Below are 17,396 nucleotides of genomic sequence, written 5' to 3'. Positions count from 1 at the left end.
GCCTTCCAATGTCTCCGCCACTTGCCTTTCGTCCCTTCGGTTCAGGCCACCGCTTCGAAATAGGTGGCGAATTCTGCGCGTATCGCCGTTTCGTCGGCGACGTCGCGATCCTTTATATAGGTCAGCGCCCGCTCGGCTCTCGCCAAGGACTTGCCCGACAGCGCCGTCGTGCGCGAGGCGATCCCCGACATCTCCTCGAAAACGCCGTTGCAGTGAAGGACGAGATCGCAGCCGGCCGCAAGGATCGAGGCCGCCTTTGTCGGGAAATCCCCAGAAAGTGCCTTCATCGAGGTGTCGTCGCTCATCAGCAGCCCATCGAAACCGATCTCGCCGCGGATCACTTGGTCGACGACCTGGGCGGATGTGGTCGCCGGATTGTCGGGGTCGACGGCGCTGTAGACGACATGCGCCGTCATCGCCATCGGCAGCTCCCTAAGCGCCGTGAACGGGGCGAAATCATGCCGGCGGAGCTCCTCCAGCGGCGTATCGACGGTCGGCAGCGCGAAATGCGTGTCAGCAAAGGCGCGGCCGTGGCCGGGAATATGCTTCATCACCGGCAGCACGCCGCCGGACATGAGCCCCTCGGCCGAAGCCCGGCCAAGCTCGATCGCGGCATTGGGCTCCTTGCCATAGGCGCGCGCGCCGATGACGTCGCTGGCGCCTTCGACCGGCACATCGAGCACCGGCAGGCAGTCGGCGGTAATGCCCAGCCGCGAGAGATCGAAGGCATGCAGCCGCGCCATCAGCCAGGCGGCGCGGCGGCCGGCCTCGCGATCGTCGCGCCACAACGCGCCAAGCGCGCCCCCGGCCGGATAGTTCGGCGCCAGCGGCGGGCGCAGGCGCTGCACCCGCCCGCCTTCCTGATCGATGAAGACCGGAGCATCCGGGCGGCTGACGCTGTCGCGCATCGAGGCGACAAGGTCGCGGATCTGCCCGGCTTCGCCGATATTGCGCGCAAACAGGATGAAGCCCCAGGGACGTTCATCGCGATAGAAGCGGATTTCGTCTTCGGCGAGGGATTTCCCGGCACAGCCGAGGATCATGGATTTTGATTCGCTCATGCACCAAAGCTTAAGGCTTTGGGCGGGCAAAGGGAATCACCCCTGCCCTCCGACCAGCCAAAGCCCACAACCGTCCACAACGAAAAGCCGACGCGGCCTTGCGGCGGCGCCGGCTTTGGAAGCTGAAACCTGTCAGCGCGATACGAAGCAGTTGCCGCCGGCCGCCTTGTAGCTGGTGCAAAGGTTGATCGCATCGTTGCGCGACTGGGCCGGAACGCGAACGCGGTAGAAGGTGCCCTTGCCCGCGACCTCGGCCTTGACGATGTTGGCGGTGCGGCCGGAGAGCACGCTGCCGTAGCGGCGTTGCAGGTCCTGATAGGTCGACTGCGCACTTTCGACCGTCGGCTGTGAGGCGATCTGCATCGACCACGAGCCGCCGCCGGCAGCTACCGCCGGATCGATCGAAGCGACCTGGTCCGGCTTGACCTCACCGACGATATCGACCGGCTGGTCGGACGGACGCGCCGGCGCCACCGGCACCACCGCCGGCGTGTTGGCCGACTGAGCCTTGGCTTCAACCTTCTTCGCGGGCTTCGCCGGCTTGAGGGCAGGCGCATCGGCCTGGTCCGCGTCGGAAGCCACGGTTCCCGTCTGCTGGCCGTCGGAGGCCGGCGCGACATGCTGCGGCGCCGGATCGCTCGGCTCGGCCGCCGCGACCTTCGGCGCGGCCGGGGCCGGGTCTTCACGCGGCACCAGCGAGCCGTCCGGCTTCACCATCATGGTCTTCACCTTGCGCGGCGCGACGGCGACGACGTCGTTGTTGACGGTGTTGTCGGCATCCTGCTGCAGCACCTGGGCGATGCGGTCTTCCGCCTTCGGCGCCGGCGCTGCGGGCTGCGCGCTTGCCGGCGCGGCAGGTTGCGCGCTTTGCGGCACGGTCGCTTGCGCGACGCCAGGCAGGGCTGCAGCTGAATCGTCGGCGGCGTCAGTGCCGGCCGCGGCGTCGTTGTCGTTGGGCGCGAGATCGACGACCCGGCTCGGCGGCGGTTCCTTCGATGCCAGGTCCACGGGCTGCTCGGTGGTGTTCACCAGCTTCTGCTGCACCGGCTCGGCGGGCTTGGCCGCGCCGCCGCCCTTGGCCACCGCGTCATAAACCTTGTTGTCCTGGTTCGGCACCACCGTGCCGCCCGGATTTTCGGGCTTCACCTTGATCGGCGAATTGTCGGCCTTGACGATAACCGGAGCCTCGCTGCCGCCCTTGCCGCCGAACGAGAAGGCCAGCGCGCCAAGCCCGCCGAGCACCACCACGGCGCCGACCAGCGCCGCGATCATCACGCCGCGCCGGCGCGGCTGCGCCGCCTCGCGCTCGGCAAGCCCGGGGATCGCCATCGCTTCCTCGAGCTCGGGATCGTAGTCGAGCTCATCGGCGGCGAAATCCTCCGCCTGCGAAACCGGCCGGCTGCCGGGCAGGTCGTCGGCGTCGTAATCGTTGGCGACGGCAAACGAAGCCGGGGCCACCGGAGCCGCCGGAGCCTCGGTGCGCAAGTCGCGACGGTCATAACCGTTGAAGCCGGCGCTGTAGGATTCGTCATCATAGCCCCGGTTCTGCGCGGGCGCCGGCGCGATCTCCGTCGCATTCATGTCGGTGAGCAGGCTGGCGAATTCCGCATCGAGATCGTCGTAAGCGGGCGCCGCCGGCTGGTCTTCCTCGAAGCTGAGCTCCGGAATGTCGAGGTCGTCCGCGAGCGCGACCACGCGCTCCGGCACATCGACCGTCTCGACATCTGGCACATCTTCGTGCTGGCGAGGCGGCGACGAAGGCGCAAACGGCTGCGCCGGCATGGCATAGGCGGAATAATCCGTTGCCGGTTCGCTGCGGTAGGCTGGCGCCGCCACCTGCACTGGCGCTGAAGGCGCGGCCATCTGCGCCGGAGCCGAGGGCGCCGGCTGCGTGGCAAACGAAGCCTGCACCGGCGGAGCCGAGGTCGGGGTCGAACGGCTCCACGACTTGCCTGATTCCGTAGGCGTCGAATGCAGCCAATCGGAGGAGTTTACCGGAGACCTTGCCGTGGCGGCAGCTGCCTGTTCAGCTTCGATGCTCTTGGCGAAAGCAGCGCCGAAATCGTCATCGAAATCAACATCGGCCTCGGTTTTGGCCGAGCTTGAGAAATCCTGGCGATCGAGTTCGCTGGCAAGCAGGTCGTCCATGTCGCTTTCTGCCGGCTGAGCGCCCTGCCCGTTTTGCGCCGACTGGTGCTCGTCGAGATCCCAGTCGAGATCATCAGCCGCCGCCTTCCCGCCAGCGTAGCTTGCGGGTTCCGCAACCAGACGTGGCGCGGGAGCGGGCTCCTTGACCGCGGGCATCGGTCGCGCGGTCATGGCGCCGAGCAGCGCATTGAGCTCGTCTTCCAGGCTTCGTTCGCTGGCCGCCGGCCTCGCCGGTTCGACGGCGGCGACAGGCGAAACCAGCGCGGCGGCGACAGGCGGAACCGGAGCGGCGACGACAGGAGCCGGCTCGACCGCGGCAGCGGGCTCGACGGCCGGAGCTTGCGGCTCCTCGTTCAGCGCATCGCGGAAACTCAGTTCGAAATCGTCATCAAGGGTCAGCGCCGCGGCAGGTTCAGGCGCGGCGAACTCCGGCTCGGCGGCGAAATGGGCCATCTCGGTCGCTGCCTCGACCATCGGCGCCGGGTCGTCGTCAACTGCCGGCTCCTGCTCCTGAAAATCCTGAGCCTGGCCGAGATTGACATCGACATCGGTCATCGTCTGGTCGAAGTGACCGGCAAAATCGTCCTCGGAAATCAGCGGATCGGCCGCGGAGACTTCGACCGGCTCGACGGCTTGCGCCTGCTGCTCCAGCTCGTGGCTCTCAAACGACAGCTCGTCTTCGAGCGACATCTGAACGGCATTGTCGAAATCGGCGTTGAACGCCTCTTCACTCGCGGCCTGCACGGCCTCGACAGCGGCCTGACGGGCCTCAGCCGGCTCGTGATAGTCGAGGTTGGCGGGTTCGTGATGGTCGAGCTGGTCGAGCTGGAAATCCTGGTCCAGCGAAGCCGCCATTTCCTGATCGATCGGAAGCTCGTCTTCGAGCGGCGAGACATCCAGCGAACTGGCGACGGCCTTGTCGAAATCATCGTCAAAAGCGACTTCCGGCTCGGGAGCTTCTTGTAGCTCCGGCGCGAAATGCGGCTCAGCTGCAAAATGCGCCTCCGGCGCGACTTCCGGCTCCGGCGCGAAATCCGGCTCCGGCTCGAAATCCGCCTCCGGCACATGGGCCACGGCGAAATCGGCATGATCCGCCGCGTCGTCGAACACGAAGTCCTGCTCGAAGGACGCAGTCAGCTCGTCGTCATTCGCGGCGGCGCTTGCGGCCTCGAAAGCCCGCTCATAGCCGATCTGATGCAGGGCAGCCTGCTGAGCGACCGGCTCGCTTTCCTCGACGGAATCGAACTCTCCCATCAACTCCTTTTCGAGGTCGATGTCGAAATCGTCCGCCGCCGGAGCCTGATTGACCGGCGCGGCCTTCTCGGCCGCAGGAGCCGGCTGCCTCACCGGCTGGCGCGGGTCGAAACCCATGATCCGGGTCAGTTCCGCGAACGGATCATCGTCGGCGATGTCGTTGTGGTCGGCTACTTTCAGCGGGGTTCTGTCTGCCATTATTGTTCCCGAACTCGCACACAGTCGGACGCCATGGACGTCGCGCAGGGTTGGCCCTTACCAGCGCAATGTGGGCAAAAGGTGACAGGTTTTTTAGTTAAACCTAACGCATTTCAGTGGGCGCGTCTGCCCCGATCAGCGTCAGGCCGGAGGTCAAAACATCCGAAACAGCCTGCACCAGCCCTAGTCTGGCATAGGTTGATTCTCGGTCGTTAACCTTAACAAAACGTAAGTCCTGGTTGTCGTGGCCGCGATTCCACTGTGCATGGAAGCCGGAAGCCAGATCGTAGAGGTAGAATGCGAGCCGGTGAGGCTCCAGCGAAAGCGCCGCGGATTCGATCAACCTTGGATATTCAGCCAGCTTCCGGATCAGCGCGATTTCGCCCTCGTCGGTCAGCGCAGCCACGGAAGCCGCCAGCCGGTTGCGGTCGAAATTCGCCTCGCCGAGCTGCTCGCTCGCCTGCCTGAAAACGGAATGGCAGCGCGCCGACGCGTACTGCACATAGAACACCGGATTGTCCTTCGACTGCTCCGTGACCTTGGCGAAGTCGAAATCGAGCGGCGCATCGTTCTTGCGATAAAGCATCATGAAGCGGATCGGGTCGCGGCCGACCTCTTCCACCACGTCGCGCAGGGTGACGAAATCGCCGGACCGCTTCGACATCCGGACAGGCTCGCCGTCGCGGAACAGTTTCACGAGCTGGCAAAGCAGCACGGTGAGCTTGACCGTGTCGCCGGCAACCGCCCGCGCCAGCGCCTCCAACCGCTTCACATAGCCGCCATGGTCGGCGCCGAGCACATAGATCAGGTCGACGAAGCCGCGCTCGACCTTGTCCTTCAGATAGGCGACGTCGGCGGCGAAATAGGTGAACGAGCCATCGGACTTGACCAGCGCCCGGTCCATGTCGTCGCCGACCGCCGTCGAGCGGAATAGCGTCTGCTCGCGGTCTTCCCAGTCGTCCGGCTTCTCGCCCTTGGGCGGCGGCAGCTTGCCCTTGTAGATGTGCCCTTTCAGCGTCAGGTCGGCGATCGCCGCCCGGATTCTCTTGGCGTTGTCGGCATGCAGCGTGCGCTCGGAGAAGAACACGTCGTGATGCACGTTGAGCAGCGCCAGATCCTCACGGATCATCGCCATCATCGCGTCGACGGTGCGGTCCTTGACGATCGCCAGCGCTTCCTCTTCCGGCATCTGCAGCAGGCCGCGGCCGAATTCCTTGGCCAGCGCCTGGCCGACGGGGACCAGATAGTCGCCCGGATAGAGACCGGACGGGATCTCGCCGATGTCGTCGCCGAGCGCCTCGCGATAGCGCAGGAACGCCGAGCGGCCGAGCACGTCGATCTGCGAACCGGCGTCGTTGATGACATATTCCTTGGTCACGTCGTAGCCGGCGAAGGCCATCAGATTGGCCAAGGTGTCGCCGACCACGGCACCCCGGCAATGGCCGACATGCATCGGGCCGGTCGGGTTGGCCGAAACATATTCGACATTGGCCTTGCGGCCGCCGCCGATGGTCGAGCGGCCATAGTTGCGCCCCTCGCCGAGCAACGTCGTCAGATGCGCGTGCCAGAACGCGTCCTTGAGTCTGAGATTGACGAAGCCCGGCCCGGCGATCTCGGCCGAGGCGACGTCTGCATCGGCGCGGAGCGCTTCGGTCAGTCTTTCGGCAAGCGCGCGCGGGTTCTGTCCGGTGGGCTTGGCCAGCACCATCGCCGCATTGGTGGCGAGATCGCCATGGCTTGCATCGCGCGGCGGCTCGACCGCGACACGCGACAGGTCGAGCGCGGCCCCCTCCTTGTCCTTGAGATCAAGGGCTTCGACGGCCTTTACGATCCGCGCGTTGAAATCGGCGAAGATATTCATTGGATATGCTCTGGGCTTTAAGAGACGACCGGCAGCCTGGCCGGCAAAATCGAGGCTCGCCCTAGCCCAAATCGGGCGTATGGTCAAACAGGCGCCGATGTTCCTTGAGCGCATAGGTGTCGGTCATGCCGGCCAGGAAGTCGGCGACGCTGCGCGCCTTGATGCGATCCTCGGCCCTGTCGAGCCCTTCGCGCCAGCCGTCGGGCATGGCGCGCGGATCGGCGAAATAGATGTCGAACAGCTCGCGCACGATGCGCTCGGCCTCGGCTCGCACCCGCATCACTTCCGGGTGCCGGTAGAGATGCTTGTAGAGGAAAGCCTTCAATTCCTTTTCGGCCGCGGCCATCCCTGGCGAAAAGGTCACCAGGGTCTCGCCCGCCGCGCGCACCGCATCGGCGCTGTCCGGTTTGAGACGCTCGACGTTGGCAGCGGTCGATGTAATGACATCCTCGACCATCAGCGTGATCTGCCGGCGCAACAGTTCGTGGCCGGTGCGGACATCGTCGAGCTGAGGATATTTGGCGCGCACGCCGTTCAGGATCGAGCCCGGCAGGCCGACGCCTTGCAGCATGTCCAGCGTCAGCAGGCCGGCGCGCAGGCCATCGTCGATGTCATGGGTGTTGTAGGCGATGTCGTCGGCGATCGCGGCGCACTGCGCCTCGATGCCGGCGAAGCGGTCGAGCTCGAGGTCGTGCAGTTCGGAATAGTCGCGGATCGCCTGCGGCACCGGATCCTTGAGCCCCTTCCCGCTCGCATCGGTCAACGGGCCGTTATGCTTGACCAGCCCTTCCAGCGTTTCCCAGGTGAGGTTCAGACCGTCGAACTCGGCATAGCGCCGCTCGAGCCGCGTGACCACGCGCAGCGACTGGGCGTTGTGGTCGAAGCCGCCCCAGGCGGCCATCTTCTCGTTGAGCGCGTCCTCTCCCGTATGGCCGAAGGGCGTGTGGCCGAAATCATGTACAAGGGCGACTGCTTCGGCGAGATCCTCGTCGCCGCGTAGCGCCCGCGCCAGTGCTCGTGCGATCTGCGCCACCTCGATCGAATGCGTCAGCCGCGTGCGGAAGTGATCGCCCTCATGCGCCACGAACACCTGCGTCTTGTGCTTCAGTCGGCGGAATGCGGTGGAATGGATGATGCGGTCGCGGTCGCGCTGGAACGGCGTGCGGGTCGGACTCTCGGCCTCCTCGAACAGGCGTCCGCGCGAGCGCGCCGGATCGCTCGCATAGACCGCGCGCGGCCGATAGCCGAACCCGATGTCGCCGAGAGCATCCTTGCCCTGCCGCTCGTCCATTGATCCACCAGTTGACTTGGCCACGCCCGCTTCATACCTATCATGTGAAACCGAAAGCAAGGTGACGCCGATGGGCGCGGATGCCAAGACTGCCATGAAGGTCGAAATGACCGATGCCGCGGCCAAGCGGATCGCCAGGATCGTTGCCGGCGAACCGGGCAAGACGGCGTTGCGCGTCTCCGTCGAAGGCGGCGGTTGCTCTGGCTTTTCCTACAAATTCGATCTCGTCGGCAGCCGCAACGATGACGATGTCGCCATCGAGAAGGATGGCGCGACGATCCTGATCGACGACCTGTCGCTGGTTTATATGGGCGGCTCGGTGATCGACTTCGTCGATGACCTGATGGGCCAGTCCTTCCAGATCAGGAACCCCAACGCTGTCGCCTCCTGCGGCTGCGGCACCAGCTTCTCCATATAGCCCAATGCCTGCCATCGGCGCGGTCCGTCAGGTCGCGCTCTCGGCTGGCCGCGACCTCGATGCGACGCTTGCTTTCTGGCGCGACGTGCTCAGTCTGAACCTGCACGCCCGCTACGACCCGCCCGGTATTGCCTTCATTATGGCCGGTGATGTACGCCTGCTCTTCACCGACGGCGTTCCGGCCGGAACCGTCTATTTCGACATCACCGGCCTCGAAGCCTTCTACGCGGAAGCGAAAGCCGCGGGCATTCCCTTCACCGCTTCGCCGACGCTCGTCCACCGCGACACCGAGGGGCAGTTCGGTCCGGCGGGGGAAAGCGAATGGATGGCCTTTCTAAAGGACCCCGCAGGCAATACGATCGGCCTCGTCGAACGCCTGCCGTCCGAAGAGCATTGAGGTCCTCATGAAGATCGTCACCTGGAACATCAACGGCGTTCGCGCCCGCATCGGCAACCTCACCCACTGGCTGACCGAAAGCGCGCCGGACATCGTGTGCCTGCAGGAGATCAAGACGGTCGACGACCAGTTCCCGCGCGCCGAGATCGAGGCGCTGGGCTACAATGTCGAGACCAACGGCCAGAAGAGTTTTAATGGCGTCGCTCTCCTGTCGAAGCTTCCCTTCGACGAGGTGAATCGCGGCCTGCCTGGCGACGATGCGGATGATCATGCCCGCTTCATCGAAGGCGTTTTTTCCACCGACCAGGGCGCCTTGCGCGTCGCTTCGCTCTATCTGCCGAACGGCAACCCGATCGACGATGAGAGGAAGTTTTCCTACAAGCTGGCGTGGATGGCGCGGCTGGAGCGTTGGGCGCAGGAACGGCTGCGGCTCGAGGAGGCGCTGGTGCTGGCCGGCGACTACAATGTCATTCCCGAACCCGCCGATGCCCGGTTTCCCGAAAACTGGCTGGGTGACGCGCTGTTCCAGCCGCAGACGAGGCAAGCCTTCCGCCGGCTGAAGAATCTCGGTTTCACCGAAGCGGTGCGCACCGTGACCGACTCGGCCGGCGTCTACACCTTCTGGGACTATCAGGCCGGCGCCTGGCAGAAGAACAACGGCATCCGCATCGACCACCTGCTGCTGTCACCCGAAGCCGCCAATCGTTTTGCGTCGGCCTCGGTGGAAAAACATGTCCGCGCCTGGGAAAAACCGTCCGACCACGTGCCGGTCGCTATCGACCTCAGCCTTCAGCCCGCCTGAGACGTTGCCAGGCTCCCGGACCCAGTATCGCCACAAATCCCGTCTTTGATGCGGCTTGCTGTGGGGGTTGAATGGCGATCCGATTTCTTTTCTGGCCAGCCGGCCTTGCCTTGGCGCTTGCCGCGCCGACGCCGTTGCTGGCGGCGCCAACCTGTCTTGCCAACGGCAAGTCCTTCAACGTCGGCGAGACGGCGTGCCTGATGCTGGCCGGCGAGAGCTACCTCGCCCGTTGCGACATGGTTCTCAACAACACGTCCTGGACCAGGATCAAGGACGAATGTCCGGGCGAAGCGCCAAAGCCGCACCCGACGTCGCTTTCCACCCCGACGCCCGGCCAGACGCCGACGGAGCCGACCGAGAACTGAGGCTTCGTTGATCTCCCCACCATCCAGGTTACACTATGCACACATCTTCTGTGACTGGCGCGACTGATCAGGCCGAGGCTTGATTGCCAGGTGGTTCCCCCAATCCGTCGCCGCTTCGCAGCGCCACCTTTCCCCCCTCCGGAGGGAAAGGAAGGGAGCGTTGCCGGACGGGCGTTGACGGCAAAAAAGCTTGGCGCCTTTCCTCTACCCCGTCGATCGGGGGAGAGGTGGCTCGGCGAAGCCGAGACGGAGTGGGGGTCGACCAGCGCTACATAAGACAATGCATGCGCCAAGCTGCCATGCACGCTATCGCCAACCTGCGCTTACTGGTCGCCGTTGTTGCCCTTGGTCAGGATATCGTCGGCGAGCGAGATCGCGGTCCGGCGATCGGCCTCGCCGGCCGCGGCGAACGCCTCTTCCTGCATGTTGCGGATCCAGGGCTGGTCGGCCGCCGGAGCCCGCTCGAGTGCGGCCGTCATCATCGCCAGGCCGCGCACCACCTTGCCGCTCTGGAACAGGAGGTTGCCGAGCGTCGCCTGCGCGCCGGCATGGCCCTTCTCGGCCGCGAGCTGCAGCCAGCGGCCGGCTTGCTTGACGCTAGCCTTCACGCCGCCCTCGCCCTTGAGGAACATCTGGCCGATCTCGAACTGGGCGTTCGGATTGCGGTAGTTGGCGGCGGCGCGCATGTAGTATTCCTGCGCCGCGACGTCGTTCTCCTCGACCGGCGTGCCGGGAATGCCCTTGCGCAGATAGTCGCCCAGCGCCACCAGCGCGTCCGACACATAGCTCTCTTCCGGCGAGCCGGGCTCGACATCCTGATCGACGATTTCCGAGAAGAACTTGAAGGCGGCGTAGTCGTCGCGCGTCACGCCGTCGCCTTCGGCATACATGCGCGCAAGCTTCCAGGTGGCGCCGATCTGGCCGTTCTCGGCGGCGTATTTATAGGCTTCGACCGCCTGTTCCTTATGGCCGCTCTTGTAGGCGGAGAAGCCGAACTGGAATACCGCCCAGGGGCTCGACTGCGGCTTCACTCCGGTCTTGTCGTCGAACACCTTGTCGTCGAAGGCCATGGCCTGCCCGACGGCGCCCAAGGTCGCGCCAAGACCGGCGATCACGACCAGTGCCGAAAAGACAGACGACCTCAACACCTCAGATGTCCGCATAGCAGTGCGTTTCTTCTGCGGCGCCCGGATGGGTCACCGCGCCGTCGCGGGCCGGCCCTACGGCCTGCGCATATTTCCAGATCGCACCGGACTGATAGTCGGTCTTGCGCGCCTTCCAACTCTTTGCCCGGGCCGCCAGTTCGGCGTCCGACAGGGCCACTTCGATCGTGCCTTTCACGGCGTCGATCGAGATCAAATCGCCATCCTTGATCAGCCCGATCGGCCCGCCGACCGCCGCCTCCGGCCCGACATGGCCGATGCAGAAGCCGCGCGTGGCGCCGGAGAAGCGCCCGTCGGTGATCAGCGCTACCTTGCCGCCCATGCCCTGGCCGTAGAGCGCGGCCGTCGTCGACAGCATCTCGCGCATGCCCGGACCGCCGCGCGGCCCCTCATAGCGGATGACGAGAACCTCGCCTTCGCGGTAGTTGCGCTGCGTGACCGCTTCGAAGCACTCCTCTTCCGAATCGAAGCAACGCGCCGGACCGGAGAATTTCAGTTCCGACATGCCCGCGACCTTCACGATCGCACCTTCGGGGGCAAGGTTGCCCTTCAAGCCCACAACGCCGCCTGTCTTGGTGATTGGCCGATTGGCGGGACGCACAACATCCTGGCTCTCATTCCAGGAAACGTGCTCCATATTTTCGGCCAAAGTGCGGCCAGTGACCGTCATGCAGTCGCCATGCAGATAGCCATGGTCGAGCAGCGTCTTCATTAGGAGCGGAATGCCGCCGGCCTCGAACATGTCCTTGGCGACATATTTGCCGCCCGGCTTGAGGTCGGCGATGTAGGGCGTCTTCTCGAAGATCGCCGCTACGTCGAACAGGTCGAACTTGATGCCGGCCTCATGCGCGATCGCCGGCAGATGCAGCGCCGCATTGGTCGAGCCGCCGGTGGCCGACACCACGGTCGCCGCGTTCTCCAGCGCCTTGCGCGTGACGATGTCGCGCGGCCGGATGTTCTTGGCGATCAGCTCCATCACCTTTTCGCCCGAAGCGAAATTGAAGCGGTCGCGCATTTCGTAGGGCGCCGGCGCGCCGCAGGAATAGGGCAGCGCGAGGCCAATCGCTTCAGCAACGGTCGCCATGGTGTTGGCGGTGAACTGGGCGCCGCAGGAACCGGCGGAAGGACAGGCCGCCTGCTCGATCTCGAGCAATTCGGCATCGCTGATCGTGCCGACCGAATGCTGGCCGACCGCCTCGAACACGTCCTGCACGGTGATCTGCCGGCCGCGATAGCTGCCGGGCAGGATCGAGCCGCCATAGATGAAGATCGAGGGCACGTTGAGGCGCACCATCGCCATCATCATGCCGGGCAGCGACTTGTCACAGCCGGCGAGCCCGACAAGGGCATCGTAGCAATGGCCGCGCATGGTGAGCTCGACCGAATCGGCGATCACCTCACGCGACACCAGCGACGACTTCATGCCCTGGTGGCCCATGGCGATGCCGTCGGTGACGGTGATGGTGCAGAACTCGCGCGGCGTGCCGTTGGCGGCCGCAACGCCCTTCTTGACCACTTGCGCCTGGCGCATCAGCGAGATGTTGCAGGGCGCCGCTTCGTTCCAGCAGCTGGCGACGCCGACCAAAGGCTGCGCGATCTCGGCCGCCGACAGGCCCATGGCATAGAGGTACGAACGATGCGGCGCGCGCGCCGGACCAACGGTCACGTGGCGGCTGGGCAGCTTGGCCTTGGAGATTGCCTTGGCGTCCATCATCGTCCTTGCCGCACACCCCGCGGCCGGTCCCCTCGCCGCGCCAACCTGGCACGCATCCCGGGACATATCTCGGGTGCTCCGGGTTTATGGCGGGAAATGGGCAGTTCCCTCTGTCAGACTTCTACAGCAGGGGTTGTTCAGAAAGTGTTGCCGAAACGTCACAATCGCATCGGGCGCCGGTTCGCGACGAATCTGCAACAGCGGGTTGAAGGGGCGAAGCCGAAGCATCATTGACCCAACAAAAAAGGCCGAGCACTGCCCGGCCTTTTTGATGAATTTTCAGAAACTTAGAACTTGATCTTGATTCCGCCTGAAATCGCCGTGATCAGATCATTGCCGACGTCATAGGTAGCGTCTTCGCCCGCGGTATAGCCATTCTCGTCGGTAAGCGTGCCAGAATGGCCGCTGGTCATGACGCCGATAGCACCAGCCAAGCGTAGCTCGATGTTTGGCCGAGGCGTGTAGGCAACACCGCCGCCGAGCGTCCAGGTATCGGTTTGGACGCCATAGCCGTGCGACGTGCCGCGATCCCAGGTAAGCTGACCAGCGGCGCTCCATTCATCATTGAACTTGTGACCTATGCCGCCGGAAACAGTCCAGCCGTCGCGATACATCAGGTCAAGAGAGGTAAGCCGAACCGGAAGAGGAGAAACGGTTGTACACGCAGCCAAACCTTTGGTCTGTTCGGAACAGATCGGAACACTTTGCAGAGTGCTCCAGTTAACCCACTTGATCGAACCAAAGGCCAGCCAGCCGGGAGCGATACCCGACTGCAATTTCAACTCGACCGAGTCAGGCATGTACTGCGTCGAGCCATAGATTGGCGTGGCTGTGGTCCCTCCCAAGCCGTCCGGCAAAGTCAGCGTTCCAGAGATGTTGTCGAGCTTGACCTGCGAATTGTAGACCAAGCTGGCCCGAAGCGCGATCTCAGGGATTTCGTAGGCAACACCGGCTCGCCAGCCCCAGCCGCTGGCCTCCAGGTCGACGCGACCAATCGGTGACGGCCCAAATGGATTGAAACCCACCAAGCTTTCCTTGAAGCCTGAAATGTCCTGATAAAACACGCCGCCGATAAAACGTAGCTGGCCCTTACCGGCATCAAACTTGTAGGAGCATGTACCGGCGTAGTTATTGCTCTTAATATCCGTTTCGACGTTCGAAAAAGCGCCATTCCACGACGCGCCAGGGGCGGTGTGGGCGCCCCAAGGCTGTGAATAGTCGACCATACAGTCGACGCCTTGAACAACTTGGGCTTTGACCCCAATGCGCGGTACCCAATAGGGCTCGGCCCCATCTGCCGTGGAACTGAAAAAGTTGAAGCCCCCCGGACCAGTCGCATTCTTGTACTTGCGATCCGGCATCACATAGGTCGCTTCAGCTTCCGTCGCGACCTGCGAAGGATCGAAAAGCAGGTCGATGTCGTAGCCGCCGCGCTCCAGGCCGCCGGCATGCGCGGGATGCATCACCGCGCCGATCAACGCGATCGAAAAGCAGCCTGCCCCCGCCAGAGCTTTGAGCCGCAAGATGTTCATGGAAATCCCTCCCCGAAATACAAGTGGCTCAAAGCTAGAACCAATTCGGGTTAACGACGCAACAACGATTTCAGGAGCTGTACATGTACATCTTGACAGCACGTATTTTCGCCATGGTGGCTGGCACCGCAATCGGCGCCTGAATCGCGCCAACCGGGGTCGAACGGTCGAAAAAATCCGAAGAAACTACCCAAAACAGGGCAAAAACAGCCGATTTTAGCGCTCGCGGGCCGCATTGTTACATTATGGCAACAATGGGGCGCAAACTTTCCGTTTACGTCAAAATTAACGTAGCGGCACGCCCATTTTCGAGGCAGCTAACGTACCGGAAAGCACCTTTGGAGCGAGGCCGAGTCTTGCCTTTCAGCCGGCGTCGCGGACCCTGGTCAAAGCCACCGAAAGCTTCTCCTGCGCCTCGCGATATTCGGCGAGTTTCTCACGCTCGGCCTCGACCACCTCTTCCGGCGCATTGGCGACGAACTTTTCGTTCGACAGCTTCTTGTGCAGGCGGGCGATCTCCTCGGTCACCTTCGCCAGTTCCTTCTGCAGCCGCGCGGCCTCCGCCTGGAGGTCGATCAGGCTGCCGAGCGGCAGGCTCACCGTCGCCTCGTTGAGCACGATCTGGGCCGAGCCCTTGGGCGGTGCATCGGCGAGCGCGATATCGCCGATGCGCGCCAGCCGCTTGATCGCCTGGGCGTGACGCTCCAGCCGCTCTTGCGTCAGCGTGTTGGCGCCGATCACCATCAGCGGCGCGATCGCCGCCGGCGGCACATTCATTTCCGAACGCACCGAGCGGATGCCCGAAACGAGGTCGACCAGCCAATTGATGTCGGCGGCGGCCTCTTCGTCCCCGAAGTCGGGCGACGGCCAGGCGGCGTGGCAAAGCAGCGACGAGCGCTGCTTGCCCTCGCCGGCGGTCTGCGCCCACAGTTCCTCGGTCATGAACGGCATCATCGGATGCAGGAGCTTGTAGATCTCGTCCAGCACGAAGGCAACGCATGCCCGGCTCTCGGCCTTGGCGGCTTCGTCCGTGCCCATGAACACCGGCTTCAACAGTTCCAGGTACCAGTCGCAGAACAGGTTCCAGACGAACCGATAGGCCGCGCCCGCCGCTTCGTTGAACCGGTAGCTGGTGATGCCTTCGGTGACAGCGCGCGCCGCCCGCGTCAGCTCGGTCAGGATCCAGCGGTTGACCGGCAGCTTGGCGTCGTTCAGCCAGAACTCGTCGTCGCGCGCGACCTCGTTCATCTCGGCGAAGCGCGTCGCGTTCCACAGCTTGGTGCCGAAATTGCGGTAGCCGGCGATGCGGGCCGGATCGAGCTTCACGTCGCGCCCTTGCGCCGCCATGACGGTCAGCGTGAAGCGCAGCGCGTCGGCGCCATATTCGTCGATCAGGTCGAGCGGATCGATGACGTTGCCTTTCGACTTCGACATCTTCTGCCCGTTCTTGTCGCGCACCAGCGCATGCACATAGACGGTGTGGAACGGCTCCTCGTCCATGAAGTGCAGGCCCATCATCATCATGCGGGCGACCCAGAAGAAGATGATGTCGAAGCCGGTCACCAGCACGTCGGTCTGGTAATAGGTCTTGAGCTCCGGCGTCTGATCGGGCCAGCCGAGCGTCGAGAACGGCCACAGCGCCGACGAGAACCAGGTGTCGAGCACATCCTCGTCGCGGGTCAGGATCTCGCCCGGCTGGAAGTTTTCCAGCTTGTCCTCGACCCAGGCCTTCCACGGCCCTTCCAGCGCAAGGTAATATTCGATCGCCGCTGCTAAAGCCTCTTCCTCGGTCTTTTCGACGAAGACATGCCCGTCCGGCCCGTACCAGGCCGGGATCTGGTGCCCCCACCAGAGCTGGCGCGAGATGCACCAGGGCTGGATGTTCTCCATCCAGTCGAAATAGGTCTTCTCCCAGTTCTTCGGCACGAAGTTGGTGCGGCCTTCGCGCACCGAGGCAATCGCCGGCTTGGCGAGCTCGGCGGCGTTGACATACCACTGGTCGGTCAGGAATGGCTCGATCGGCACGCCGCCGCGGTCGCCATGCGGAACGGCATGGCGATGCGGCTCGACCTTTTCCAGAAAGCCGCCGGCCTCCATCAGTTCGACGATCTTCTTGCGCGCCGCGAAGCGGTCGAGCCCGTCCAGCTCGTCCCATACGGCCTGGCGCTCCGGCGTGACCTCGAGACCGGCGAGGAAATCCTCATTGTCCTTGAGCTTGATGTCCGCTTCGACCGTCAGGATGTTGATCGCCGGCAGCTTGTGACGCTTGCCGACCTCGAAGTCGTTGAAGTCATGCGCCGGCGTGATCTTGACCGCGCCGGAGCCTTTCTCCGGATCGGAATACTCGTCCGCGACGATCGGAATCTTGCGGCCGACGATCGGCAGCACGACGTGGCGACCGACCAGATCGGTGAAGCGCTCGTCGTCCGGATGCACGGCCACGGCGGTGTCGCCGAGCATCGTCTCGGGACGCGTCGTCGCCACCGTGATGAACGTCTTCGGGTTCTGCGGGTCGAACGCCTCGCCTTCGATCGGGTAGCGGAAGTGCCAGAGATTGCCGTTGACCTCATGCTGCTCGACCTCAAGGTCGGAAATGGCGGTAAGCAGCTTCGGGTCCCAGTTCACAAGGCGCTTGTCCTTGTAGATGAGGCCTTCCTTGTAGAGCGTGACGAAGACTTCCAGCACCGCCTTGGACAGGCCTTCATCCATGGTGAAGCGTTCGCGCGACCAGTCGGCCGAGGCGCCGAGCCGCTTCAGCTGGTTGAAGATCGCGCCGCCCGATTCGGCCTTCCACTCCCAGACCTTCTCGATGAACTCCTCACGCGTCAGATCGCGGCGGTGGATCTGCTTTTCCATGAGCTGGCGCTCGACCACCATCTGCGTGGCGATGCCGGCGTGATCCATGCCGGGCTGCCAAAGTACGTTCTTGCCGCGCATGCGCTCGAAGCGCACGAGAATGTCCTGCAGCGTGTTGTTGAGCGCATGGCCCATATGCAGCGAGCCGGTGACGTTCGGCGGCGGGATGACGATGGTGAAGGCTTCGGCCCCCTCTTCCGCGCCGGCGCCTGCGCGGAAGGCATCGGCCTCTTCCCAGATTTTGGCGATCTTCGGCTCGACGGCTTTGGCGTCGTAGGTCTTATCAAGCATGGAGGAGGTCCGAACTGTCGGGAACAAGCGTCCGGTGTAAATCGG

The 17,396-nt window shown here is 64.1% G+C and carries 12 protein-coding genes; 4 read left to right on the top strand and 8 right to left on the bottom strand.

Features of this window, described 5'->3' with window-relative positions; genetic code table 11:
• Positions 1-41 precede the first annotated feature (41 nt).
• The 4 genes from nagZ to FJ430_RS17650 all read right to left on the bottom strand — a co-directional run bounded on the left by nagZ (position 42) and on the right by FJ430_RS17650 (position 7,813).
• Complete coding sequence (gene nagZ, locus FJ430_RS17665) at positions 42-1,061, bottom strand: beta-N-acetylhexosaminidase (RefSeq protein WP_140708132.1); 1,020 nt, start codon at positions 1,059-1,061, stop codon at positions 42-44.
• Positions 1,062-1,193: 132 nt separating this feature from the next.
• Entirely contained in the window at positions 1,194-4,661 is a 3,468-nt protein-coding gene (locus FJ430_RS17660) for an SPOR domain-containing protein (protein WP_140708134.1), read from the bottom strand.
• 103 nt (positions 4,662-4,764) lie between these two features.
• Positions 4,765-6,522 carry an arginine--tRNA ligase gene (gene argS / locus FJ430_RS17655; protein ID WP_140708136.1) on the bottom strand — a complete coding sequence of 586 codons (1,758 nt, stop codon included), beginning with the start codon at positions 6,520-6,522 and terminating at the stop codon, positions 4,765-4,767.
• A gap of 61 nt (positions 6,523-6,583) precedes the next feature.
• Entirely contained in the window at positions 6,584-7,813 is a 1,230-nt protein-coding gene (locus FJ430_RS17650; RefSeq protein ID WP_140708138.1) for a deoxyguanosinetriphosphate triphosphohydrolase, read from the bottom strand.
• Positions 7,814-7,883: 70 nt separating this feature from the next.
• Here FJ430_RS17650 and erpA point away from each other — a divergent pair, with 70 nt between their 5' ends.
• The 4 genes from erpA (at position 7,884) to FJ430_RS17630 (ending at position 9,795) form a co-directional block, all read left to right on the top strand.
• On the top strand, positions 7,884-8,231 hold the full coding sequence (erpA, locus tag FJ430_RS17645) for an iron-sulfur cluster insertion protein ErpA (RefSeq protein ID WP_140652519.1): 348 nt from the start codon (positions 7,884-7,886) through the stop codon (positions 8,229-8,231).
• 4 nt (positions 8,232-8,235) lie between these two features.
• Positions 8,236-8,628: a VOC family protein gene (locus FJ430_RS17640; protein WP_140708140.1), complete on the top strand. Its 393-nt coding sequence runs from the start codon at positions 8,236-8,238 to the stop codon at positions 8,626-8,628.
• Positions 8,629-8,635: 7 nt separating this feature from the next.
• The gene (gene xth, locus FJ430_RS17635) at positions 8,636-9,430 is read left to right on the top strand and encodes an exodeoxyribonuclease III (RefSeq protein ID WP_140708142.1); all 795 of its coding nucleotides are present in this window, start codon (positions 8,636-8,638) and stop codon (positions 9,428-9,430) included.
• 71 nt (positions 9,431-9,501) lie between these two features.
• Positions 9,502-9,795 (top strand): hypothetical protein, encoded by a 294-nt coding sequence (locus FJ430_RS17630; RefSeq protein WP_140646697.1) that lies wholly within the window; start codon positions 9,502-9,504, stop codon positions 9,793-9,795.
• A gap of 323 nt (positions 9,796-10,118) precedes the next feature.
• Here the strand turns inward: FJ430_RS17630 and FJ430_RS17625 are convergent, their stop codons facing one another.
• The 4 genes from FJ430_RS17625 to FJ430_RS17610 all read right to left on the bottom strand — a co-directional run bounded on the left by FJ430_RS17625 (position 10,119) and on the right by FJ430_RS17610 (position 17,351).
• Positions 10,119-10,958, bottom strand: a complete 840-nt coding sequence (locus tag FJ430_RS17625; RefSeq protein WP_140646696.1) for a tetratricopeptide repeat protein — start codon at positions 10,956-10,958, stop codon at positions 10,119-10,121.
• Positions 10,945-12,669, bottom strand: a complete 1,725-nt coding sequence (gene ilvD / locus FJ430_RS17620) for a dihydroxy-acid dehydratase (protein ID WP_140711229.1) — start codon at positions 12,667-12,669, stop codon at positions 10,945-10,947. Before ilvD ends, FJ430_RS17625 begins: the two co-directional genes overlap by 14 nt.
• Before the next feature lie 290 nt (positions 12,670-12,959).
• Complete coding sequence (locus FJ430_RS17615) at positions 12,960-14,204, bottom strand: OmpP1/FadL family transporter (RefSeq protein ID WP_140711228.1); 1,245 nt, start codon at positions 14,202-14,204, stop codon at positions 12,960-12,962.
• 363 nt (positions 14,205-14,567) lie between these two features.
• A complete protein-coding gene (locus tag FJ430_RS17610; protein ID WP_140711227.1) occupies positions 14,568-17,351 on the bottom strand; it encodes a valine--tRNA ligase in 2,784 nt (927 codons plus the stop codon).
• Positions 17,352-17,396: the final 45 nt, after the last annotated feature.

Source organism: Mesorhizobium sp. B2-8-5 (assembly GCF_006440675.2).
Classification (GTDB): Bacteria; Pseudomonadota; Alphaproteobacteria; order Rhizobiales; family Rhizobiaceae; genus Mesorhizobium.
Note: the sequence above shows the minus strand (reverse complement) of the source record. Positions and strands in the feature narration are given on the sequence as shown.